Source organism: Arthrobacter sp. 2MCAF15, assembly GCF_052115605.1.
Taxonomy (GTDB): domain Bacteria; phylum Actinomycetota; class Actinomycetes; order Actinomycetales; family Micrococcaceae; genus Arthrobacter.
The window spans coordinates 190,166-212,852 of record NZ_JBFRGZ010000003.1; the positions used below are offsets into that span (position 1 = coordinate 190,166).

At 68.7% G+C, this 22,687-nt stretch carries 17 protein-coding genes; 15 read left to right on the forward strand and 2 right to left on the reverse strand.

What is annotated here, in order from left to right:
* The first annotated feature begins 88 nt into the window (after positions 1-88).
* From AB4089_RS04535 to AB4089_RS04555, 5 genes are all read left to right on the forward strand, one after another.
* Positions 89-1,144 (forward strand): zinc-dependent alcohol dehydrogenase family protein, encoded by a 1,056-nt coding sequence (locus AB4089_RS04535; protein WP_441408107.1) that lies wholly within the window; start codon positions 89-91, stop codon positions 1,142-1,144.
* A gap of 117 nt (positions 1,145-1,261) precedes the next feature.
* Positions 1,262-1,618 (forward strand): hypothetical protein, encoded by a 357-nt coding sequence (locus AB4089_RS04540; protein ID WP_441408108.1) that lies wholly within the window; start codon positions 1,262-1,264, stop codon positions 1,616-1,618.
* A gap of 176 nt (positions 1,619-1,794) precedes the next feature.
* Positions 1,795-4,572: a PEP/pyruvate-binding domain-containing protein gene (locus tag AB4089_RS04545; protein WP_441408109.1), complete on the forward strand. Its 2,778-nt coding sequence runs from the start codon at positions 1,795-1,797 to the stop codon at positions 4,570-4,572.
* Between the two features lie 26 nt (positions 4,573-4,598).
* The gene (locus AB4089_RS04550; RefSeq protein ID WP_441408110.1) at positions 4,599-5,552 is read left to right on the forward strand and encodes an alpha/beta fold hydrolase; all 954 of its coding nucleotides are present in this window, start codon (positions 4,599-4,601) and stop codon (positions 5,550-5,552) included.
* Positions 5,553-5,699: 147 nt separating this feature from the next.
* Positions 5,700-5,903 (forward strand): cold-shock protein, encoded by a 204-nt coding sequence (locus tag AB4089_RS04555; RefSeq protein WP_009357211.1) that lies wholly within the window; start codon positions 5,700-5,702, stop codon positions 5,901-5,903.
* Positions 5,904-6,062: 159 nt separating this feature from the next.
* Here AB4089_RS04555 and AB4089_RS04560 read toward each other — a convergent pair whose 3' ends face one another.
* On the reverse strand, positions 6,063-8,039 hold the full coding sequence (locus AB4089_RS04560) for an amino acid transporter (protein ID WP_441408111.1): 1,977 nt from the start codon (positions 8,037-8,039) through the stop codon (positions 6,063-6,065).
* Between the two features lie 419 nt (positions 8,040-8,458).
* Here AB4089_RS04560 and AB4089_RS04565 point away from each other — a divergent pair, with 419 nt between their 5' ends.
* The 7 genes from AB4089_RS04565 (at position 8,459) to AB4089_RS04595 (ending at position 18,290) form a co-directional block, all read left to right on the forward strand.
* Positions 8,459-8,557: a potassium-transporting ATPase subunit F gene (locus AB4089_RS04565; RefSeq protein WP_441408112.1), complete on the forward strand. Its 99-nt coding sequence runs from the start codon at positions 8,459-8,461 to the stop codon at positions 8,555-8,557.
* A gap of 7 nt (positions 8,558-8,564) precedes the next feature.
* The gene (gene kdpA / locus AB4089_RS04570) at positions 8,565-10,232 is read left to right on the forward strand and encodes a potassium-transporting ATPase subunit KdpA (RefSeq protein WP_441408113.1); all 1,668 of its coding nucleotides are present in this window, start codon (positions 8,565-8,567) and stop codon (positions 10,230-10,232) included.
* On the forward strand, positions 10,229-12,349 hold the full coding sequence (gene kdpB / locus AB4089_RS04575; RefSeq protein ID WP_441408114.1) for a potassium-transporting ATPase subunit KdpB: 2,121 nt from the start codon (positions 10,229-10,231) through the stop codon (positions 12,347-12,349). Before kdpA ends, kdpB begins: the two co-directional genes overlap by 4 nt.
* Before the next feature lie 9 nt (positions 12,350-12,358).
* Complete coding sequence (locus AB4089_RS04580; RefSeq protein WP_441408115.1) at positions 12,359-12,979, forward strand: potassium-transporting ATPase subunit C; 621 nt, start codon at positions 12,359-12,361, stop codon at positions 12,977-12,979.
* A gap of 12 nt (positions 12,980-12,991) precedes the next feature.
* The gene (locus tag AB4089_RS04585; protein WP_441408116.1) at positions 12,992-15,727 is read left to right on the forward strand and encodes a DUF4118 domain-containing protein; all 2,736 of its coding nucleotides are present in this window, start codon (positions 12,992-12,994) and stop codon (positions 15,725-15,727) included.
* The gene (locus AB4089_RS04590) at positions 15,724-16,398 is read left to right on the forward strand and encodes a response regulator (RefSeq protein WP_441408117.1); all 675 of its coding nucleotides are present in this window, start codon (positions 15,724-15,726) and stop codon (positions 16,396-16,398) included. Before AB4089_RS04585 ends, AB4089_RS04590 begins: the two co-directional genes overlap by 4 nt.
* Positions 16,399-16,463: 65 nt before the next feature.
* Positions 16,464-18,290: a sensor domain-containing diguanylate cyclase gene (locus AB4089_RS04595; protein WP_441408118.1), complete on the forward strand. Its 1,827-nt coding sequence runs from the start codon at positions 16,464-16,466 to the stop codon at positions 18,288-18,290.
* On the opposite strand, the gene AB4089_RS04600 is transcribed toward AB4089_RS04595, so the two are convergent.
* Positions 18,287-19,420 carry an acyl-CoA dehydrogenase family protein gene (locus tag AB4089_RS04600; RefSeq protein WP_441408362.1) on the reverse strand — a complete coding sequence of 378 codons (1,134 nt, stop codon included), beginning with the start codon at positions 19,418-19,420 and terminating at the stop codon, positions 18,287-18,289. The two genes, AB4089_RS04595 and AB4089_RS04600, sit on opposite strands and share 4 nt — an antisense overlap.
* Before the next feature lie 317 nt (positions 19,421-19,737).
* On the opposite strand from AB4089_RS04600, the gene AB4089_RS04605 reads away from it, so the two are divergent.
* The 3 genes from AB4089_RS04605 to AB4089_RS04615 all read left to right on the forward strand — a co-directional run bounded on the left by AB4089_RS04605 (position 19,738) and on the right by AB4089_RS04615 (position 22,661).
* A complete protein-coding gene (locus tag AB4089_RS04605) occupies positions 19,738-21,486 on the forward strand; it encodes an AMP-binding protein (RefSeq protein WP_441408119.1) in 1,749 nt (582 codons plus the stop codon).
* Between the two features lie 2 nt (positions 21,487-21,488).
* Positions 21,489-21,995 (forward strand): MarR family winged helix-turn-helix transcriptional regulator, encoded by a 507-nt coding sequence (locus tag AB4089_RS04610; RefSeq protein WP_441408363.1) that lies wholly within the window; start codon positions 21,489-21,491, stop codon positions 21,993-21,995.
* Positions 21,996-22,280: 285 nt separating this feature from the next.
* On the forward strand, positions 22,281-22,661 hold the full coding sequence (locus AB4089_RS04615; protein ID WP_441408120.1) for a nuclear transport factor 2 family protein: 381 nt from the start codon (positions 22,281-22,283) through the stop codon (positions 22,659-22,661).
* The last annotated feature ends 26 nt before the right edge of the window (positions 22,662-22,687 follow it).

The window sequence follows — 22,687 nt, forward strand, 5'->3', positions numbered from 1 at the left end:
GGGGACGCAGGCAGGGCTCGACATGGCCAGCCGGGCAGGGAGGACTAAACTCGTTCCCAGCCCATCCACCACAATGCGAGGAGCACCCATGCGCGCCACCATCATCCACGGTCCCGGCGACATCCGAGTCGAAGACCGCGACTACCCCACCATCCAGCTGCCCACCGACGTCGTCGTTAAGGTCACCGCCGCCTGCGTCTGCGGCTCGGATCTGTGGCCGTACCGCGGGGTCAAGCCGACCCACAAGCCGTCGGCGATCGGGCACGAGTTCATCGGGACGGTTGAAAGCATCGGCGAGGACATCACAGACCTTGCCGTGGGCGACCTCGTGATCGCTCCCTTCGTGGTCAGCTGCGGCGCGTGCCCCCAGTGCCTGGACGGCGTCACGGTCGCCTGCGACCACTTGGCCGGCTGGGGCGGCACGGATGACACCGGCCTGGCGATCGACGGCGCCCAGGGCCAGGCCGTCCGCGTGCCGCTCGCCGAGTCCACGCTGGTCAAGGTCCCGGGCGTCACCGATCCGGACGATGCCCTCCGCGCCAGCCTGCTCACGCTCTCTGACGTCATGGCCACCGGCCACCACGCGGCCCTCGCCGCCAAGGCCGGCCCGGGCCGCACGGTCGTCGTGGTGGGCGACGGCGCCGTCGGGCTCTGCGGCGTGCTCGCCGCCAAGCGCCTCGGCGCGGAGCGGATCATCGCCATGTCGCGGCACGCCGACCGCCAGGCGATCGCCCGCGAATTCGGGGCAACGGACATCGTCGCCGAACGCGGGGACGAAGGCGTCGCCAAGGTCCGCGAACTGCTCGGCGGCGTCCTGGCCGACTCGGTGCTGGAGTGCGTGGGGACCAAGGAATCCATGGAGCAGGCCCTGCACAGCGTCCGTCCCGGCGGCGCCCTGGGCTTTGTGGGCGTCCCCACCGGCGGCGCCGAGGCCCCGCTGCGCTTCCTGTTCGACACGAACATCTCGATCGGCGGCGGCATGGCCCCGGCCCGGACCTACATCCCGGAACTGCTGGCGGACGTGCTGGACGGCACCATCAACCCGGGCCGGGTATTCGACTCGGTCATGCCCCTTGAAGAGGCGCCCGAGGCCTACCGCGCCATGGACGAGAGGCGCGCCATCAAGGTACTGCTGACCCCGTAGCAGGACCCTCGACGGCGGCGGCGCCGGTTGCTGCGCCGCCGCTTGTCCCTGCCTTACAGGTGCCTCTTCCACCTGCCCTTGCGCCCGCCCTTGCACGGTCAAGGACGAGGGTCTAGCGTGAAGCGCATCAGCATCCGCCGCCGTCGAGGAGCCGTCATGGCCAGGTTTGTGCAGATCATCGAATTTCAGACCTCCCGCATCGAGGAGATTGAAGAACTCGGCCGGCCCTCCAGGACGGAGGGAAGCACGGCCCCCACGTTCGGCCGCATCTTTGCTACCGCGGACCGCGACCGCCCCGGCACCTACCTCACGATCGTTGAATTCGAGTCCTACGAGTCGGCCATGGAGAACTCCAACCGGCCCGAGACCTCCGAGTTCGCCGCGAAGATGGCCGCCCTGTGCGACGGGCCGCCGGTCTTCCGCAACCTCGATGTCATGTGGGAGGACACCGGCGGGGACGACGCCGGCCAGTAGGCCTGCAGTATCGCCGGTACAGGTGGCCGCGCCGGCCCGGAGGCCGAACAGGCGCCGCACCGGACACGCGACCGGGGACCGGACCGGCCGTGGCCTGGAATCTTGGCTAACTTGGCTAATTGACATGGCTTGAAATACGCGGCCTAGGCATGCGGACGGGACGTGGGAGCAGGGATATGGGTTCTGCAGAGGGCAGGGCACCGGAAAGCCTCGTCGTGGATCTTAGCGAACTGGGATCCGCTCCCCTGCCGCTCGTGGGCGGCAAGGCCCTGAACCTCGGCAGGCTCACGGCGGCCGCATTCCCGGTGCCGCGCGGCTTCTGCCTCACCACGGCCGCCTACCGGAAGGCCGCCCCGGCAGAACTGGACGCACTGGCCGCCCGCCTGGACGCCGCACAGCAGGAAGCACCGCAATCACCAGAAAATGGCAGCCCCGGCCACACGGGCTTGGACCCCGGAACCGATCTGGGCGAACTCGCCAGGCAGGCTCGGGAAATGATCGTGACCGCGCCGATTCCCGCCGATGTCGACGCCGCCCTCCGCGCCGCGTATGCCGGACTGGGCCGCAGGGCCACCGTGGCGGTCAGGTCCTCCGCCACTGCCGAGGACCTGCCTTTCGCCAGCTTCGCCGGGCAACAGGATTCCTTCCTCAACATCTCCGGGGCCGACGCCGTGGTCGAGTCGGCCCGGCGCTGCTGGGCCTCACTCTGGACCGAACGGGCCGTGGCTTACCGCTCCGCGAACGGGATCAGCCACCGCGACGCCGGGCTCGCCGTCGTCGTCCAGGACTACATCGGCGCCACCAGCGCCGGCGTGCTGTTCACGGCCAACCCCGTGACGGGAACGCGGACCGAAACGGTCATCGATGCGAGCGCCGGTCCGGGCCTGGCGGTGGTCTCCGGCAGCGTGAACCCGGACCATTTCGTAACGGACACGGCCACCGGACGCGTCCTGCTCCGCTCACCGCATGGGACCGCAGGAAGGCGGCGTCCGAGCCTGGACGACGCCCGGATCCGCGAACTCACGGCGCTCGGCGAGACCATCCAGCGGCTGTTCGGCGCACCCCAGGATGTGGAATGGGTGATTGACGGCGCGGGCAAAATCTGGGTGACACAGTCGCGGCCCATCACCACGCTGTATCCGCTGCCGGACCCGGCGGCCGCGGAACCCCTCGGCGCCGAGTCAGGGGCCGCCGTCGAACCCCGCGTGTACCTGTGCGGCAGCCTGCTCCAGGGTCTGACCCGGCCGCTGACCCCCATGGGGCTCTCCGCGCTGGGCTCCATGCGGAACCGCAACGGGCCATGGCAGTACGTCAACCCGGGACTGCGCATGTACGTGGACGTGACGGCCATGGTGCGCAGCAAGTACGGCCGCCGCTACCTGCTGCGGATACTCCCGCTCGCTGACGGGAGGTCGGGCGCGGTTTTCCCGGCGCTCCTGGAGGATCCGCGGTTCGGCGTGCGCGAGCGGCGGCCGAGGCGGGCACGTCCCGGCGCAGCCGCAAGCCGGACACTCCGAAAGCCGGGAACAAGCAGCCCCGCAGCGCGCGGACCCAGCGCTCTGGGGGGCCTGGGCCTGACGGTCCGGCTGGTTCCATCCATGGTGAGGGCCGCCGTGCGGCCGGCCGCCGAACTGCGCCACGCCTTCGATTACGGAAAGCACCTCGCAGCCGAGCTTGCCCTGCCCGAGCCGGCCACCGCCTTCGGCCGGCTCGACCACACCCAGCGCATCCTGGACCAAACCGTGGACGGGCTGATCACGGCGACGCTGCCCGGCCCGTCCGTGGGCTACCTCCTGCTGGCCGGAGCCCGCCGGCTGCTGCGCGGCATCGCCGAACCGAGGGAACTCGAGGCTGTGCTGCGGGGGCTGCCCAACAACGTCACCACCGAGATGGATCTTGAACTCTGGCAGCTGGCCGTCACGATCCGCTCGAATGATGCGTCCCGTGAGGCGTTCCTGGCCCACGGCCCGAAAGAGCTCGCCGCCATGTACGCGGCCGGCACGCTGCCCGGGGTGGCACAGACTGGGCTGCACGGGTTCCTGGAGCGCTACGGCCACCGCGCCGTGGCGGAGATCGACCTCGGCATGCCGCGGTGGTCGGAGAAACCGGACCATATCCTCGGCATGCTCTCGAACTACCTGCACGTGGAGGACCCCGAGCAGGCACCCGACCGGCAGTTCGCCCGCGCCGAGGAACATGCCGAGGCCAGGATCCGCACCCTTGTGGAAAGGACCCGGGCCCGGAGCCATTTCCGCGCCCGGTTGGTGGAATTCTGCCTGCACAGGACCCGGCAGTTGTCCGGGCTGCGCGAACTGCCCAAGTTCTACATCGTCCTCGCGCTGGCGGAGATGCACCGCCAGTTCAACGCGATCGGCACCGAACTGGCCCGCTCCGGTGCGATCGCCGCCGCGGACGATGTGTATTTCCTGGAAGCCGACGAGGTCCGCGTGGGTTTGCGGGGCGCCAATCTCCAGGGCATCGTCACGGACCGCCGCCGGCTCTACGACGTCGAACTGCGCCGACGCCGGATTCCCCGGCTCCTGCTCTCCGACGGAACCGACGTGGAGGCCGCCGTCATGGCCAAGTCCCCCGCTTCCGGCGCCCTCACCGGGACACCGGCGTCGGCAGGCACCGCCACCGGAACGGTCCGGGTCATCCTGGATCCGGTGGGAGCCCGCCTCGAGCCCGGGGAAATCCTTGTGGCACCCTCCACCGACCCGGGCTGGACACCGCTGTTCATGACCGCCGGCGCCCTGGTGATGGAAATGGGCGGGGTGATCTCGCACGGCGCCGTGGTGGCCCGCGAATACGGCATCCCGGCCGTCGTGGGGGTGCCGGACGCGACCACCCGGCTGCGGACCGGCCAGAGGGTGACCGTGGACGGATCCGCCGGAACGGTGCGGCATGTGGACGCCCCGCTCCCCGCGGCAACCGCCGGCAGCCTGGCCGGCTGACCCGACGAAGGGGCTATGTTAGGTTCATGGTGTCTGCTGGCAGCAACGCACACGGCACGCCCCGCCCAGAGCCAGAGCGTTTCGGTTCGGGGCTGGTGGATGATGCCGCCCGCCGGGACGCCGCATTGCCCGACTTCGACTGGTCCCTCCTCCCCGACGGCGTGGTGCGAGGGGAGTTCGAGGCGCCCAGCGGCACCCTGGCGACCATTGCCACCGGAGATCCCGGGAATCCGCGCGTCGTGCTCATCCCGGGCGCAACCGGTTCCAAGGAAGACTTCGTCCTGATGCTGCCCGAACTCGCCGCCGCCGGCTATTTTGCGCTCAGCTGCGACAGCGCCGGGCAGTATGAATCCGCCCGGGCCGGGCCCGAAAACCTCGTTCCACCGCGGTGCCGCTACGACTACGAGCTCTTCCGCGACGACCTTCTGGCCATGCTGGACGCCGCGGAAGGCTCGGCGCACGTCGTGGGCTACTCCTTCGCCGCAACCGTCGCCCAACTGGCCTTCAGGCAACGGCCGGAGAAGTTCCTGAGCCTGACCCTGATCAGTTGCCCGCCGGAGCCCGGGCAGTGTTTCCGCGGGCTGCGGTTCATCGGCTGGTTCAGCGGCTTGGTCAACAGCAAGGTCGGCACCGCCCTGATGATTTGGGGCATCCGGAGCAATGTGGCCAGGGTGGCGCCCCAGCGGCTGCGGTTTGTGAGAAGCCGGTTCGCGTTCACGCGCCGCTCCTCGGTGGTGGACATCATCGGCCTCATGAAGAACACCCCGGATCTGCGCCGGGTCCTGTCCGCGGCGACGGTGCCGAAGTTCGTCGCCGTCGGCGAACATGACCTCTGGCCCCTGCCACTGCACCGCCACTTCGCGCAGTCGATCGGGGCACGGATAGCGGTCTACCGCGGCGGCCACAGCCCCAGCGAGACTTCGCCGTACCAGATCAGCCGGGACCTGATTGCGCTGTTCGAAGCCTCGGCTTCGGCATGACTAATGCAAACTACCGAGACGAAGACCCGCATTAGACCCTTGCACCGCGGCCCGTCGCACCGTACGTTGGGGACAGCGGACGAATGTCTCCGCAGCCGTTGGCCTTATGGCCGCCGGAGATCAGCAGCATTTCAGAAGGATAAAGGCATGGCTACAGGCACAGTTAAATGGTTCAACGCCGAAAAGGGTTTTGGCTTCATTGCCCCGGATGACGGGTCGGCCGACGTTTTCGCCCACTACTCGGCAATCGCCACCAGCGGCTACCGCTCGCTGGACGAGAACCAGAAGGTTGAATTCGACGTCACGCAGGGCCCGAAGGGCCCGCAGGCTGAGAACATCCGCCCGCTCTAAGTACTCAGGATTTGCCCCGGCCGCCCGGCCGGGACACTTTCCCCGAAGACCACAACGCCCCTCCGGAGGACTCCTCCGGAGGGGCGTTTGTGTTCCCTCGCCTGTGCGTTCCCGGGCGCTGGTGTTCCCGGGCTCTGTGTCCCGGTGCCTGCGGCGGGGTCAGCCGACGTGGACCCAGGGGCGGCGTGTGACGTCCGGTTCGGCCTCGCGCAGGACTTCCCGGGTCACCGGGGCGATCTCGCCCTCGCCGAAGGCCAGGAACCGCAGGAGGTTGGTGAACGGGTTTCCCTCGGTCCAGCGGAAGTAGATGTGCGGCATCAGGCCGGTGACGTCGCGGATGTGCAGCAGCACGGAGGCGATCGTGTTCGGCACCACGGGCCCGTGGACCTCCAGGATCTGGTACCCGTGCCGGACCACCCCGCGGACCTCGAGTGCGGTCTCGAAGTCCGAGGAGTCATCCACCACGACTTCGAGGAACAGCGCCTGGAAATCCACCGGGAGATGGCTGACCTCGATGGCGGAGGTGAGCTTGTCCCTGTACGCCTCGGCGGTGAGCCGCAGCGGCTCGTGGGCGATGATCGCGATGGGTCCGGTCTCGTTGGCGGCCAGGAATTCCAGGGCCGGCGTATCCATCCGCACGTGCGTGGCGTGGAGCTCGAAGGAGCGCCGGAGGCGCGAAAGCAGCGAGATCACGATGATCCCGAGGATGAAGAACGCTGCGATCCGGATGCCTTCGGGCCGCTCGAAGATGTTGGCCACCGTGGTGTAGATGAACACGACGGCGATGACGCCGAACCCGATGCTGCGCTTGCGCTGCCGCCGGCTCCGCGCGGACAAGGTCACCGCGACCGCCGCCGAGGTCATCAGGACCAGGACGCCGGTGGCATAGGCGCCGCCCTGGGCGTCGACGTCGGCGTCGAACAGCCAGGTGATCATGAACCCCACGAGCGTGAAGACCAGGACCAGCGGCCGCACGGCGCGGGCCCATGAAGGGGCCATGCCGTACCTGGGCAGGTAGCGCGGCACGAGGTTCAGGAGCCCGGCCATGGCGGAAGCGCCGGCGAACCACAGGATCGCAATGGTGCTCAGGTCATAGACGGTGCCGAAGCCGTTGCCGAGGTATTCGTGGGCGAGGTATGCCAAGGCACGCCCGTTCGCCGGGCCGCCCGGCTGGAAGTCCTGCGCCGGGATGAGCACCACCGTGGTGAAGCTCGTGGTGACAAGGAATGCGCTCATGATGACGGCGGCCGTGGTCAGCAGGCGGCGGGCGCCCTGGATCCGGCCCGCGGGGTTCTCCTCGGTGTCCGTGGCGCGGCCGCGGATTTGCGGCATGACGGCGACGCCGGTCTCGAACCCCGAGAGGCCCAGGGCCAGTTTCGGGAACACCAGCAGCGCGATCCCCACGACCATCAGCGGGCTGCCGTGCTGGGTGGTCAGAGCCACCCACCAGTCATCCACGGCAACGGGATGGGTGAACGTTTCGAAGAGGGTCGTGATCACGACAACGACATTCAGGCCCAGGTAGATGCCGACTAGGACGACGGCGACGCCGATCGCTTCCTTGAAGCCGCGCAGGAACACCGCTGCCAGCAGCGCCAGCAGGAACAGCGTCACCGCGACGTTTTGGCCCTGCATCCAGGCGGGGGCGAACGGGTTCTCAATCGCGTGCGCCGTCGCGTCGGCGGCGGAGAGCGTCATGGTGATCATGAAGTCCGTGGCGGCGAACCCGAGGAGCACCAGGACCAGCAGTTTCCCGCCCCAGCGCGGCAACAGCCGCTCCAGCATGGCGATCGAGCCTTCACCGCGCGGACTTTCCCCGGCCACCCGGCGGTACACCGGAAGTGCGCCCAGCAGGGTCACGGCGACCAGCACCAGGGTGGCCAGCGGCGAAATCACACCGGCCGCGAGCGCGGCGATGGCGGGCTGGTAGCCCAGGGTGGAGAAGTAGTCCACGCCGGTGAGGCACATGACCTGCCACCACGTGTGCTTTTTAAGGTGGCTGTCACTCACGGCCCCGGGACCCTGATGGATTCCCTTGGCATCCTGGAGGCCGAAAAGCAGCCAGTTCCTGAAGTGCTCTCCTGCGCCGGGCCTCGGCGCCGACGGGTCTGCCGGGGGCCGGCTGAGGGTGGTCATGATGTCCTTTCCACGCGGCGCACAGCACCGCTTCCATCCGGGACAGTACCAGCGCCCGCAACCTCTGCAGCCCTCCGGCGGGCAATCCTGATGCTTCCTTAACGCGGCTGCTTAACGCGGCTGCGCGGGGCCCGTCCGGGCCGGGGTTCGGGTATGCCCCGGCCCGCGGCGGGGCAGCGCTAAGGCCGCGTCAAGATCCGGGCCATAACCATCAAGGAAGCGTTAAAACCGGCGCTTCGCGCCTTTGGCGGGGTTTGACTGGTGCTGTCCCCCGCAGCGGGGTACCGAGGAAAGGAACGCGCAATGGCCGACATGGCTGTGATCGGGATCTTCATGGCTTCCATGGGGTTCGTGATGTGGATAGGGCAACTGCTCCCCCGAATGGTCGGCGGGACCGGCGAACGTCGGGAGGGACGGCAGTGAACGCCGACGCACTCATGTGGCTGGCACTGCTGCTCGCCGGGCTGGGCCTGCTCGGCTACCTGGTGGCAGCCCTGATCCAACCCGGGAAGTGGTGAGCCGGGCATGACGTTCAACACCGCCTCCTTCCTCCTCCAGCTCGGGGCCCTGGTCCTTGCCCTGGCCGCCGCCCACAAACCGCTGGGCCTCTACCTTGCCCGCGTCTATGAATCCACCACGTCCACCCGGGCGGAGCGGATCCTTTACCGCCTGTCCGGTGTCGACGCAGGCACCGAACAGACATGGTCCGTGTACCTGCGCAGCGTCCTGGTCTTTTCGGCCGTGTCGATCCTGGCCATCTTCGGGCTCCAGCGCGCCCAGGCCGTCCTGCCCGGGGCCGGGGCCCTGCCCGGCGTCGACCCGTGGGTGGCCATGAACACCGCCATCTCCTTTGTCACCAACACCAACTGGCAGGCGTACGTCCCCGAAACGACCGTCGGCATTTTCGTGCAGATGGCGCTGCTGGCCGTGCAGAACTTCCTCTCCGCCGCCGTCGGCATGGTCGTCGCGGTCGCCCTCATCCGCGGCATCGCCAGGACCCGCACCGACCGCCTGGGGAACTTCTGGGTGGACCTCGCCCGGACCACTTTCCGGGTCCTGCTGCCCCTGGCATTCGTGGCGGCCATCCTGATGGTCCTCGGCGGCGTGGTCCAGAACTTCTGGCCAACCGAGGTCACCAACCAGGCCACCGGTGTTTCCCAGCTCATTCCCGGCGGCCCCGTGGCCTCCCAGGAAGCCATCAAGATCCTGGGAACCAACGGCGGCGGCTACTTCAACGCCAACTCCGCCCACCCCTTCGAAAACCCCAACGCCGTCATCAGCCTGTTCCAGGTGTTCCTGCTCATGCTCATCCCGTCGGCGCTGCCGTACACGTTCGGCCGCATGGTCGGCGACCGCCGCCAAGGCTTCACGGTGGTCGCCGTCATGGGCACGCTGTGGCTCGTGTCGACGGCGATGACCGGCTGGGCGGTCGCCGGGGCACAGGGTGCCGCCACCGCTGCCGCGGGCGGGCTGGGCGAAGGCTTCGAACAGCGTTTCGGCGGCGCTCCGAGCGCGATCTTCGCAGCGTCGACCACCCTGACCTCCACCGGCGCCGTCAACGTCGCCCACGATTCGTTGCCCCCGCTGGCCGGCGGTATGGCCATGGTGAACATGATGCTTGGCGAAGTTGCCCCCGGCGGGACCGGCTCGGGGTTGTACGGCATCCTGGTCCTCGCGATCATTTCGGTGTTCATAGCGGGCCTGATGGTGGGGCGGACCCCCGAATACCTGGGCAAGAAGATCGGGCCCACGGAAATGACGCTTGCCGCCATGTACATCCTGGTCACCCCGCTGCTGGTGCTCGCCCTCGCCGGAGTCACGGTGCTGCTGCCTGACGTCATGGCCAATGCCCCGGCCTCCGGACCGCATCAGTTCAGCGAAGTGCTGTACGCCTTCACATCCGGGGCCAACAACAACGGCTCCGCGTTCGGCGGGATTACCAGCTCCGGCCCATACCTTTCATCCCTGCTGGGCGTGGCTATGCTGCTGGGCCGCTTCCTGCCGATCGCGCTGGTCCTGGCCCTTGCCGGCTCGCTGGCCCGGCAGGGCAAAGTCCCCGTTTCCTCCGGCACCGTGCCAACCCACGGACCGCTGTTCGCCGCCCTGCTGCTCGGCGTCACCGTCATCCTGACAGCACTGAGCTACTTCCCGGCGCTGGCACTTGGCCCCCTCGCAGAAGGACTCCTCCAATGACCCCGGCCCCCTCGAAAACCGCCGCCACGATGGTTGACGGCAACCCGCTCGGCACCCCGGGCGAGCACAAGCACCACACCAAGGCCCCGGCGAAACTGACCGCGGCCAGCGTGGCCACGGCCCTGCCGCTGGCCCTGAAGAAGCTTGCCCCGCGGCAGATGGTCCACTCCCCGGTCATGTTCGTCGTCGAGGCCGGGGCGCTGCTCTGCACCATCATCTGCGTGTTCCGTCCCTCCGTGTTCAGCGTCGCCGTCACCGTCTGGCTGTGGCTCACGGTGCTGTTCGGCACGCTCTCCGAGGCCATCGCCGAAGGCCGCGGCAAGGCACAGGCCGACAGCCTGCGCGCCAGCCGGGAAGGCGTCATGGCGCGGCTCCGGCAGGCAGCCGGGTCCTTCAAGGATGTCCCGGGCACGGAGCTGCGGGTCGGTGACGTGGTGGTCTGCGAGGCGGGCGACGTCATCCCCTCCGACGGTGAAATCATCGACGGCGTCGCCAGTGTGGACGAATCCACGATCACGGGCGAATCCGCGCCCGTGATCCGCGAATCCGGCGGCGACAGGTCGTCCGTGACCGGCGGAACCAGGGTCCTCTCGGACCGGATCCTCATCCGGATCACCGCCGCCCCCGGCGAGACATTCGTGGACCGGATGATCAAGCTCGTGGAAGGCGCGGTACGCCAGAAGACCCCGAATGAGATCGCCCTGCACGTGTTGCTGGTCTCGCTCACCATCGTCTTCCTGGCCGTGACCATGTCGCTCGCGCCATTCGCGTCCCTCGCCGGGGCCACGCCGTCGCCGATCGTGCTGGTGGCTCTCCTCGTCTGCCTGATCCCGACCACCATCGGGGCCCTGGTCCCGGCCATCGGCATCGCCGGCATGGACCGGCTGGTGCAGCACAACGTGCTGGCAACCTCCGGCCGGGCGGTGGAAACCGCCGGCGACATCACCACCCTCCTGCTCGACAAGACCGGGACCATCACCTTCGGCAACCGCCGGGCCGTTGACTTCCTCCCGGCGGACGGCACGGAACCCGCCGCCCTTGCCGAGGCGGCCTGGCTGTCCAGCCTGGCCGATGAAACACCGGAGGGCCGCTCGATCACCGACCTCGCCGCCAGCCGCGGGCTGGCCGGACCCAGCCTCGCGCAACTGCAGGCGCGCGCAGGAGACTTCGAAGTGGTCGAGTTCAGCGCGAGCACCCGCATGAGCGGTCTGGACACCGATGGCCGGCAGATCCGCAAAGGCGCTGCGTCGGCAGTGTCGGCCTTTGTGGCAGACCACGGCGGATCCACGCCGGCCGACATGCTCCGGCACGTCGACGCCATCGCGGCGCAGGGCGGCACCCCGCTGCTCGTGGCCCAGGCCGGCTCCGACGGCGCGGAAGTCCTTGGCGCGATCCACCTGGCCGACGTCGTCAAGCCAGGCATGCACGCACGTTTCGCCGAGCTGCGGAAGATGGGGATCCGGACCGTCATGATTACCGGAGACAACGCCATTACGGCCGCCACCATCGCCGCCGAGGCCGGGGTGGACGATTTCCTGGCCGAGGCGACGCCGGAAGACAAGCTCGCGGTCATCAACCGGGAACAGTCCCAGGGCCGCCTGGTCGCCATGACTGGTGACGGCACCAACGACGCCCCGGCCCTCGCGGCGGCGGACGTCGGCGTCGCGATGAACTCGGGCACCCCCGCGGCCAAGGAAGCAGCCAACATGGTGGACCTCGACTCCGATCCGACCAAACTGATCGACGTCGTCGGGATCGGCAAGCAGCTGCTCATCACCCGCGGTGCCCTCACCACATTTTCGGTGGCGAACGACGTCGCGAAGTACTTCGCAATTGTCCCGGCCCTGTTCACCGGGGTATTCCCCGGGCTGGGGCTACTGAACATCATGGGCCTGGCCTCGCCGTCCTCGGCGATCCTCTCCGCCGTGGTCTTCAACGCCCTCATCATCATCGCGCTGGTGCCCCTGGCGCTCCGCGGCGTGAAATACCGCCCGGTTTCGGCCAACAAGGCCCTCGGCCGGAACCTGCTGATCTACGGCCTCGGCGGCCTTGTGGCGCCGTTCATCGGCATCAAGATCATTGACCTCGTCATCGCCCTCATCCCCGGAATCGGCTAGGAACTCCCCATGAATACACTCACCGGCTATCTCCGGCAGGCCGGGACTGCGCTGCGGTTCCTCGCGCTCGCCACCGTGGTCCTTGGCCTCTGCTATCCCCTGGCCGTCTTCGGCGCGGGCCAGCTGATCGCCCCGGCGCAGGCCAACGGCTCCATCATCAAGGACCCGGCCGGACACCCCGCCGCGTCCTCCCTGATCGTCCAGGCGCCGGCCAACGACGCCGGCGCCCAGGACCCGCGCTGGTTCCATGCCCGGCCCTCCGCCGTAAAGTGGGACCCTGCGTCGTCCTCGGCCAGCAACCTTGGCCCCAACGACTCCAAACTGGCGGAGGCGATCGCGGCCAACCGCGCAGCCGTCGCGCAGGCGGAATCCGTCCCCGAAGCAGAGGTCCCGGCCGACGCCGTGACCGCCAGCGGTTCCGGACTGGACCCGGACATCTCCCCGGCCTACGCCCGCCTACAGATCCGGCGTGTTGCCGCCGCGCACGGCCTCAGCACCGAGGCCGTGGCAGAGCTCGTGGCGCGGCAAACCAGTACCGGCCCCGCGGCATTCCTGGGGCAGCCCGCCGTGAACGTGACCGCACTGAACCTGGCAGTTGCGGCCGCGTCGCCCGTGTCCGCCTCCAAGTGACAGAATGACGACATGGCACGTGGAACGCTGCGGATCTTCCTGGGGGCCGCGCCCGGAGTGGGCAAAACCTACGAGATGCTGGAGGAAGCCCACCGCCTCGGTGAGCGGGGCGAGGACGTTGCCGTCGCCTTCGCGCTGGACCACGGCCGTGCCGACACAAGGGCCCTCATGGCGGGCCTGGAGGTCATTGCGCCCCGGGCGCTGAGCTACCGGGGCGCGGACTTCGAGGAAATGGACGTGGACGCAGTCCTGGCCCGCGCCCCCGAAACTGCGGTGGTGGACGAATACGCCCACTCGAACGTCCCGGGCAGCCGCAACCAGAAGCGCTGGCAGGACGTGGACGAACTCCTCACCGCCGGGATCAATGTCCTCTCCACTGTCAATATCCAGCATCTGGCGTCCCTCGGCGACGTCGTCAGCGCCATCACCGATGTCCGGCAGGCAGAGACGGTCCCGGACGAGGTCGTGCGGCGCGCCGACCAGATCGATCTGGTCGATATCCCGCCCGAACTGTTGCGCCAACGGCTCAGCGACGGAAAAATCTACGCCGCCGACAAGATCGACGCGGCCCTCTCCAACTATTTCCGGCTCGGCAACCTCAGCGCGCTGCGCGAACTCGCCTTGCTGTGGCTGGCGGACCGGGTGGACGAGGGCCTAGCGAAGTACCGGGCCGAGCACGGGATCCAGGACAGCTGGCCCGCCCGCGAGCGCATCGTCGTGGGCCTGACCGGCGGGCCTGAGGGCGAAGCGCTCATCCGGCGCGGGGCGCGCATCCTGACCCGCGTCAGCGGCGGGGACCTCCTGGCAGTGCATGTGCGCGCCGCCGATGGTGTCGCCTCGGAGTCGCCACAGGCGCTGGAACGGCAACGGCGGCTGGTCCAGGACCTGGGCGGCAGCTACCACGTCGTGGCCGGAGAGGACCCGGCCACCGCGCTGCTGGACTTCGCCCGCAGCGTCAACGCCACCCAAATCGTGGTCGGCATCTCCCGTCACAAGAACGTCATCAGCCTGCTGGGCGGCCTCCTGGGCGGCGGTGTTGGCACCCGGGTGGTGCGCGGCTCCGGGGACATCGATGTCCACATGGTCTCGCATCCGCTTGGCGGCCAGGGCACGGGCGTGCCACGCCCCCGCGACCTGGGCCGGGCCCGGGTTGCCGTGGGCTTCATCCTGGCTGTGCTCGTGCCTGCGGTCCTGCAACTGCTGCTCTCCGTCGTGAATCCGGACCACAGCCTGGCCACCGCCATGCTGGTCCAGCTCAGCGGCTCCGTGGCGGTCGCCCTGGTGGGCGGCCTGTGGCCCGCAGTCCTGGCCGCACTGTGGAGCAGCCTGCTGGTGAACTACTTCTCCACTCCCCCGCTGGGCAACCTGACCATCAGCGACGCTCAGAACTTCCTGGCACTGTTCGTCTTCCTCGGAGTGTCGGCGGCCGTGGCCGTGGTGGTGGACCTGTCCGCCCGCCGTTCGAAGGAGGCCGCCCGGGCCAGGGCCGAGGCCACCACCCTCAGTGACCTCACCCGCGGGGCGGCCGGCTCGGACGATACTGTCCAGGCGTTGCTCGAGCAGGCCAGGACGGTTTTCCAGGTCCGCGGGACGGCCCTGTTCGGCCAGGCGGCCGACGGCGAGGGAGACTGGCGGCTCCTGGCCTCCGCGGGCGAGGTCCCGGCCGACGGCCAACGCCCCGACGGCCAACGCCAAGATGGTCAAGGTCAAGATGGGCAAGGTCTAGATGGCCAAGGTCCCGACGGCGAGAACATCGAGGACATCGACTCCACCACCCGGCTGGTCCTCTACGGCCGGATCCTGCCGGCCAGCGACCGGCGGCTCCTGGCCGCGTTCGGCGTGCACGTGGCCGCACAGCTGGAACGCCAGCAGCTCGTGGCCAGCCGGCGCGAAATGATGCGCCTGGCCGAGAGCAACACCATGCGCACCTCCATCCTCCGCGCGGTCTCCCACGATCTCCGGACCCCGCTGGCCGGGATCAAGCTCGCCGTCGGCGGCCTCCGGCAGCCCGGGGCCCGCTATTCCCCGCAGGAGGAGCAGGAGCTGCTGGCCACGATCGAGGAATGCTCCGACCGGCTCGACCTGCTGGTCGGCAACCTGCTGGACATGTCCCGCATCACCTCGGACTCGGCCAGCCCCCAGCTCCGTCCCCTCCGCTGGTACGAGGTCATCCCGGGCGCCCTGCACGGCGTCCCGCCGGGCCGGGTGCGCGTGGAGCTTCCCGCAAACATGCCCGAGATCGACGCCGACCAGGGCATGCTGGAGCGGGTCGTCGCGAACATTGTCGAAAACGCGGTCAAGTACGCACCTGACTCCGACATCGTGGTGGCGGGAACCGCCGGCGGGCTGAGCCAGGCGACGCTCGCCGGGCGTCCGGCCGGCGAGCTGCGCATCATCGACCACGGCCGTGGCGTCCCCGCGGAGCGGGTGCTGGACATGTTCCGCCCGTTCCAGCGCCTCGACGACGCCGCCCAGGCCGCCGGCGTCGGGCTCGGCCTTGCGGTGGCGAAGGGTTTCACCGAGGCGATGGGCGGACGCCTGACGGCTGAGCCGACGCCGGGCGGCGGCCTGACCATGGTCATCACCCTCCCGCTCTCCAGCGGCGAACCCTTCGACGCCCAAACGGGCCAGGCCCCGCTGGAACCGCAATCGGCGCTGACCGGCCGCCACCATGGACGCCCGCTGCCGCCGTCCCCAGCATCGTCCCCGGCGCCGTCGCCGTCGGCTGCCGGGCGGGACGCGCCATGACCGCCGTCCTGGTGGTCGACGACGATCCGCATCTGTTGCGGGCACTGCGCATCACCCTGCAGGGCCACGGCTACGACGTTTCCGCGGCGGCGGACGGCCGGTCCGCGCTGCTCAAGGCCAGGCAGGAGCCGCCGTCGGTGGTAATCCTGGACCTGGGCCTGCCGGATCTGGACGGCACGGCGGTTATCCGGGAGCTGCGCGCATTCAGCAGCGTCCCCGTCCTGGTGCTGTCCGCCCGCCACGGCTCCGAGGACAAAGTCCAGGCCCTCGACGCCGGCGCAGACGACTACATCACCAAACCCTTTGGCCTGGATGAACTCCTGGCCCGGCTCCGCGCCCTGCTGCGCCGCACCACGGAACCGGAACACGAGGCCGTGGTCAGCACGGAGAACTTCACGGTGGATCTGGGCAAGCGCCGGGTGGTCCGGGACGGACACGACGTCCGGCTGACCCCCACGGAGTGGAAAATGCTGGACGTGCTGGTCCGGAATCCGGAAAAGCTCATCACGCAGCAGCGGTTGCTCTCCGAAGTCTGGGGGCCGGCTTACGCGAAGGAGACCAACTACCTGCGGGTCTACATGGCCCAGCTGAGGCGCAAGCTGGAACCGGACACCGCCAACCCCCGCCACCTGCTCACCGAGGCCGGAATCGGCTATCGGTTCATGCCCTGACAGTTTTTCCGGCAGCTTCGCCTGTTGGTTTTCCGATGCCGTGACCAGCAATGGATACTGGGGCAATGACTAATTGCAGCCCGCTCAGCAGGGACGATGCCGATCCGTCGCCACTGCCTGAGATCCCTGCGCAGCTGCGGGCCGTCCTCAACGGGATACCGGCCCTCGTGGGCTACTGGGACAACGAACTGCGCAACCGCCTGGCCAACGACGCCTACTGCGAGTGGTTCGGGTTCGAACCCCAGCAGCTCAATGGCTTGCATGTCCGGGACGTGATCGGGGACGTGGCCTTCGAAACGACCCGGCCGCTCATCGAGCGGGTGCTCGCCGGAGAGGCCCAGCAGTTTGACCGGACCCTCGTGGATTCTGAAGGCGAGTCGCGCCACACCCACGTCACGTACACCCCCGATGCCCGCGATGGCGCGGTACAGGGCTACTTCGTCGTGATCACCGACATCACCGAACGGGTGCTGGCCGACCGGCGCCGGCAACGGGACATGGACCGGTACCGGGCCCTGGCGCGCAGCGTTCCCGGCGTCTTCGTACTCCTCTTCGACGCCGAGCTGCGCTACCTGATCGCCGAAGGCCAGGAGCTGGAGACCTTCGGCTACCGCAGGGAAGAGCTCGAAGGCCAGCGCATCCAGGACGTCCTTAAGGGCGACCTCGCCAGCGAGCTCGAGCCCCGCTACCGTGCGGCCCTCGCCGGCCGCGAGGTCTCCTGGAGCCGGCAGATCGGCCACCGCACCTACCGGCTGAAGGCCGGCCCGGTCTACTCCGACGACGACGGCGCCGCGGCCGGCATGGTGGTGGCGGTCGATGTCACCGAGCGCCTGCAGCAACAGCAGGTGTGGCAGGCCCTGCACGAATTGGCGACCGAAGTCGCCCGCAACGCAGCCCCCGAGGCCATCTCGGAGCGGGTCGCCGCGATCGTCCGGGACCTGTTCAACGTCGATTCCGCCGCCGTCGTCCGTTTCACCGGCGCGTCCTCGGCCGAAATCGTCGCGATGGCCCCGACACTCCCGCCGACGCTGAGCCGGCGGCAGATCTTCGCCCCGACAGACGAATCCGCAACCGTCCGGGTGGCCGTGACCGGCAAACCCGCCCTCGTCGTCTATCGGCCGGAGGGCGGACCGGCAGCGGAGCAGATGCGCGCCGGCGGCTTCCAGTCCGCCGCGGCGGCGCCGATCCGCGTCCGCGGCGGCCTGTGGGGCGCGGTAAGCCTTACCTCGAAGTCGCGCACCGGTGTCACGGAAGCCATGATGGAGCGGCTGGCCCAGTTCGCGGAGCTCGTCGAAATCGCCATCGGCAACACAGAGGCCCGGACGGACCTGGAGCAGCAGGCCACAACCGATGCCCTGAGCGGCCTGCCCAACCGGCGGTCCCTGGAACGGCACCTCGCCGAACAGATTGCGCTGGCCGGTAGCCGCGGGACTTACCTGAGCGCGATCGTCCTGGATATCGACCACTTCAAGCGGATCAACGACACCCACGGCCATCTGATGGGCGACGTCGTCCTGGCGGAGGTCGCCGCGCGGCTCCGGACGGTCGCCCGCACGAAGGAGATCGTGGCCCGGTTTGGCGGCGAGGAGTTCGTGTGGCTGCTCCCGGAGACCGACGGCGCCGAGGCCCTGCTCGCCGCCGAACGCGCCCGGAAGGCCATCGCGTCCGAGCCGTTCGGCGAGGTCGGTTACCTGACGATCTCCGCCGGGGTCTGCGAGCAGCGCGACGCCGAGGCCGGCTCCCTCCTGGACTGTGCGGACCGGGCCCTGTACGAGGCCAAAAACGGCGGCCGCAACCGCACGTCCCGGTACGGCCACCCCACCGCCGCCGCCCGGGAACAGGCGCCCGGCGCCACTGACTCGCGGGAAGCCCAGACCACGCGGGGAGCCTAGACGAAGGCGGACTTTCCCGTCACGGCCCGGGCCACGATCAGTGAATTGATTTCGTAGCTGCCCTCGTAGGTGTAGAGGATTTCGGCGTCGCCGAAGAGCTTGCCCATCTCGTAGTCGCTGCTGATGCCGTTGCCGCCCATGAGGGACCGGCCCATCGCCACCGAGGCGCGCGCCAGCCGTGTGGTAGTGGATTTGGCCATGGCCGCCTGGACCATCTCGAGCTTGCCGTCCTCCTGGATTCTCGCAAGCTGGGCCATCAGGGCCAGGGACGCGGTCGCGTTGCCCAGGATCTCGGCGAGCTGCTGCTGGATGAGCTGGAAGCGTGCCAGTTCCTTGCCGAACTGGCGGCGCTGCAGCGAATAGGCGCGCGCGACGTCGAACGCGGCCAGCTGGATGCCTGCGCCCTGCCAGCCCACCCAGGCCCGCGAGTCGCGCAGGAGCTCGTTGGCCTTGGAGAAGTCGGTGGCGCCGGGCAGCAGGTTGGCCGCCGGGATGCGGACCTCGTCGAGGACAATGTCGGCGTTCTGCATGATGCGCAGGCCGATCTTATTGGCGATCTTCGTTGCCGTGTAGCCGGGACGGTCGGTCTCGACGATGAAGCCCTTGATGTGCTGGTCGGCGACGTCCCGGGCCCACACGAGGGCAAAGTCCGCGATGGTGCCGGCACCGATCCACCGCTTTGCACCGTTGATGACCCATTCGCCGTCCTCCAGCCGGGCGGTGGTTTCCAGGCCGCCTGCGATGTCCGAGCCATGGTCCGGCTCAGTTAAGGCGAATGCTCCGAGCTGGGTGAACGCGGTGAGGCCGGGGAGCCAGCGTGCCTTCTGCTCCTCGGAGCCCAGCTCGTCGATCATGCCGACAATCAGCTCGTTGTGGATGCCCACGAGCGCCGAGAGGGAGACGTCGGCCCGGGCCACCTCGACGTACATGAGCCCCTTGAAGAGCTTGGACGTGCCGTCCGTCTGCAACCCGCCCAGGCCGTACTTGCCGAGTTCCGCGAGCAGGCCGAAGGGAAATTCCTCGCGGTTCCAGTAGTCGATCGAAGCGGCCCGGACCCGGGACTGCAGGAACTCCCGGACCTCCTGGTAGCGGAGCTGTTCCTCCGGCGGCAGCAGGTCCACGATGTACATGAGGTCGGCGTCCGGAAACGGCGGCGGCGCCGGGTCCGCAGGTGTTGCGGCTGATGCGGTGTCTGCTGCGGCTGCGTTTGATTCCGCTAGCACTGGCGCTCCGCCGGCACGTCCTTGTGGCTGCACGGGCACGTATCCCTTCCTCATGCGCCGTCCGCAGAGCAGCGCCGCTCTTCCAAACCCTTGGATGTCCTAGTATATTGCACAGTGACGGGGATCACTAGGCAGGCGCCCGCCGGGCCGGCGGGATCCCAGGCAACGGCGCCGGCGCCGGATTTTCCGGAAGGGCTGCGCCAGAGGACTTCGAAAGGTGCACCATGACCGTGACTGAAGAATTCCGGGCCGCGCGGGACCGGCTGCTGGCCCTCCGCGGGGATTACGAGGCCGCCCGCAGCGAGTTCCAGTGGCCGCGCTTCGAGGAATTCAACTTTGCCCTGGACTGGTTCGACCAGCTCGCGGCAGACCCGGCCAAGGCGGAGAAGCCGGCGCTGGTGATCGTCGAGCAGGACGGATCCGCCACCCGGCGCAGCTTCGCGGACCTCTCCCGGCGCTCCTCCCAGGTGGCCACCTGGCTGCGCAGCCAGGGCGTGCGGCGCGGGGACCGAATGATCATCATGCTCGGCAACCAGGTGGAGCTCTGGGAACTCATGCTGGCCGGCATCAAGCTGGGCATCGTCATGATCCCCACCACCACCCTGATGGGCCCCGCCGACCTTCAGGACCGGGTAGAACGCGGCGGCGCGGCCTGGGCCGCCGTCGGAAGTGCCAACATCGCAAAGTTCGCCGACGTCGAGGGTGACTACAGGCTGATTGAAATCGGCACGGGCGCGGCTAATCCGGCCGGGAATCCCGCAGCGACCCCGGACGCGCTGCAGTATGCGGACGCTGCCGCCGCCGGCGTGGACTTCACCCCGGACGCCCCCACCCTGGCCGATGAGACCCTCCTGCTCTACTTCACCTCCGGCACCACGTCCAAGGCCAAACTCGTGGAACACACGCACACCTCCTACCCGGTGGGACACCTCTCCACCATGTTCTGGATCGGGATGGAACCGGGCGACGTGCACCTGAACGTGGCCTCGCCGGGCTGGGCCAAGCACGCCTGGTCCAACGTGTTCACGCCCTGGATCGCCGAGGCCTGCGTGTTCATCTACAACTACGAACGCTTCGACGCACGGGCGCTCATGGAACAGATGGACCGCGAATCCGTGACCAGCTTCTGCGCCCCGCCCACGGTCTGGCGGATGCTCATCCAGGCCGATCTCACGCAGCTGTTGAACCCGCCCACCAAGGTGGTGTCCGCCGGCGAACCGCTCAACGCCGAGGTGATCGACCAGGTCCACCGCGCCTGGGGCCAGACCATCCGCGACGGCTTCGGCCAGACCGAATCAACCGTGCAGATCGCCAACACCCCCGGCCAGCCGATCAAGATCGGCGCCATGGGCAAGCCGCTGCCCGGCTACGACGTGGTGCTCGTGGATCCCGCCACCGGCGAGGAGGCCGACGACGGCGAGCTCTGCCTGCGCCTGGACCCCCGCCCCGTAGGGCTCATGAAGGCGTACTACGGCGACCCGGACAAGACGGCGGAGGCTTTCCGCGACGGCTATTACCACACGGGGGACATGGCGAGCCGGGACGAGCGCGGCATCATCACGTATGTGGGCCGCGGCGACGACGTCTTCAAATCCTCCGACTACCGCCTCTCCCCCTTCGAACTGGAGAGCGTGCTGATTGAACACCCGGCGGTGGCGGAGGCCGCCGTCGTCCCCTCCCCCGACCCGCTGAAGCTGTCAGTGCCGAAGGCCTTTGTGGTCCTGGCGGCCGGGCACCAGCCCGGCCCGGAGCTGGCCGAGGACATCCTGCGGTACTGCCGGGAGCACCTGGCACCGTTCAAGCGCATCCGCCGGCTGGAGTTTGCCGAGCTTCCCAAGACGATCTCCGGCAAGATCCGGCGCGTGGAGCTGCGGCACAGCGAGGAACTGCGGCACGGCGGCGGCCCCGTTCCCGAGGGCTTCGGCGTCGAGTACTCCGACTCCGATTTCCCCGGGCTCAAGGCGCAGGGTTGAGCATGGGAACACCGCTGCCAAGAGATCCGATCGCCGACGCCCGGCTGAACTGGGAGCGCCACGGCTGGTCCGACGTCGCCGCCCCGATGGCCGCCATCACCGCCATCATGCGGACCCAGCAGATACTGCTGGGCCGGATCGAGGCCGTCCTCAAGCCCTTTGGGCTGACCTTTGCCCGGTACGAGCTGCTGGCATTGCTCAGCTTCGCCCGCAGCGGGGCGCTGCCCATGAACAAGGCGAGCGCACTGCTCCAGGTCCACCCCACCTCGGTCACCAATGCCGTAGACCGGCTCCAGGACGCCGGGCTGGTGGTCCGCTCGCCGCATCCCACGGACGGCCGAACCACCCTGATCGAGCTCACGCCGGACGGGCGCGCCCTGGCCAAGCGGGCGACGGCGGTACTCAACTCCGAGGTCTTCGGCCAGTCCGGCTTCTGCGACCAGGACGTGGACCAGCTGATCCGGATCCTGGGCACGTTCCGCCAGAACGCCGGGGATTTCAGCGGCTGAGGCCGCCCCCAGACAATCGGCCCTCAGGTCCGGAGGGCGCTCGAGCCCGGGCAGCTCGACGGGCTCGCATTTACCGCCCTCGACTCTGGCTGGAGCTACGGCACCGGCGCCGAAGTGCCCCCTGGACACGGCAGGTCCGGGGACGGGGGGACTTTGGGCACTGGCCGCCATCGGCTGATCCTCCGACCATGAAGACGACAGGATTCATACAGGGGCCACATCCGCCCCTCCATGACACGAGCCCAATGCAGAAACTGATGCTCCCCCAGAAATCAGGTCAAGACTGTGGATGAAACGAATGCAAACGAGAAGGTAGTCAACCGGCTGATCAGATGTATCAATGACCGTCAGGTTGCGGTCATGGACGAGTTGTTTCATGACGACGCGGTCATGCACTGGCCACAATCCGGAGAACTCGTGCGCGGCGCCGAGAATCGGAGGGGAATCTACAACGCCTTCCCACAGCTGCCAACCATCACCCCGCGCCGGCTGACCAGCGGCGGGGAGCTGGTAGTCGCCGAGGCGTTGTTGGACTACGGCGGCCCACAGTACGAAACGGTGTTCATCTTTGAATTTCGCGAGGGCAAAATAGCCAAGGAGACGGCCTACTGGAGCGAGGCATTCGACGCACCAGAGTGGCGTGCCCAATGGGTTGAAAAAACCTAGACAGAAAATCCGTGTCCGGTGCCCAG

Excerpts from the sequence above, each read along its gene's own strand:
- AB4089_RS04535 (WP_441408107.1), top strand. The coding sequence starts at position 89 with ATGCGCGCCACCATCATCCACGGTCCCGGCGACATCCGAGTCGAAGAC.
- AB4089_RS04545 (WP_441408109.1), top strand. The coding sequence starts at position 1,795 with ATGGGTTCTGCAGAGGGCAGGGCACCGGAAAGCCTCGTCGTGGATCTT.
- AB4089_RS04550 (WP_441408110.1), top strand. The coding sequence starts at position 4,599 with ATGGTGTCTGCTGGCAGCAACGCACACGGCACGCCCCGCCCAGAGCCA.
- AB4089_RS04555 (WP_009357211.1), top strand. The coding sequence starts at position 5,700 with ATGGCTACAGGCACAGTTAAATGGTTCAACGCCGAAAAGGGTTTTGGC.
- AB4089_RS04560 (WP_441408111.1), bottom strand. The coding sequence starts at position 8,039 with ATGACCACCCTCAGCCGGCCCCCGGCAGACCCGTCGGCGCCGAGGCCC.
- kdpA (WP_441408113.1), top strand. The coding sequence starts at position 8,565 with ATGACGTTCAACACCGCCTCCTTCCTCCTCCAGCTCGGGGCCCTGGTC.
- kdpB (WP_441408114.1), top strand. The coding sequence starts at position 10,229 with ATGACCCCGGCCCCCTCGAAAACCGCCGCCACGATGGTTGACGGCAAC.
- AB4089_RS04580 (WP_441408115.1), top strand. The coding sequence starts at position 12,359 with ATGAATACACTCACCGGCTATCTCCGGCAGGCCGGGACTGCGCTGCGG.
- AB4089_RS04585 (WP_441408116.1), top strand. The coding sequence starts at position 12,992 with ATGGCACGTGGAACGCTGCGGATCTTCCTGGGGGCCGCGCCCGGAGTG.
- AB4089_RS04590 (WP_441408117.1), top strand. The coding sequence starts at position 15,724 with ATGACCGCCGTCCTGGTGGTCGACGACGATCCGCATCTGTTGCGGGCA.
- AB4089_RS04595 (WP_441408118.1), top strand. The coding sequence starts at position 16,464 with ATGACTAATTGCAGCCCGCTCAGCAGGGACGATGCCGATCCGTCGCCA.
- AB4089_RS04600 (WP_441408362.1), bottom strand. The coding sequence starts at position 19,420 with ATGTACATCGTGGACCTGCTGCCGCCGGAGGAACAGCTCCGCTACCAG.
- AB4089_RS04605 (WP_441408119.1), top strand. The coding sequence starts at position 19,738 with ATGACCGTGACTGAAGAATTCCGGGCCGCGCGGGACCGGCTGCTGGCC.
- AB4089_RS04610 (WP_441408363.1), top strand. The coding sequence starts at position 21,489 with ATGGGAACACCGCTGCCAAGAGATCCGATCGCCGACGCCCGGCTGAAC.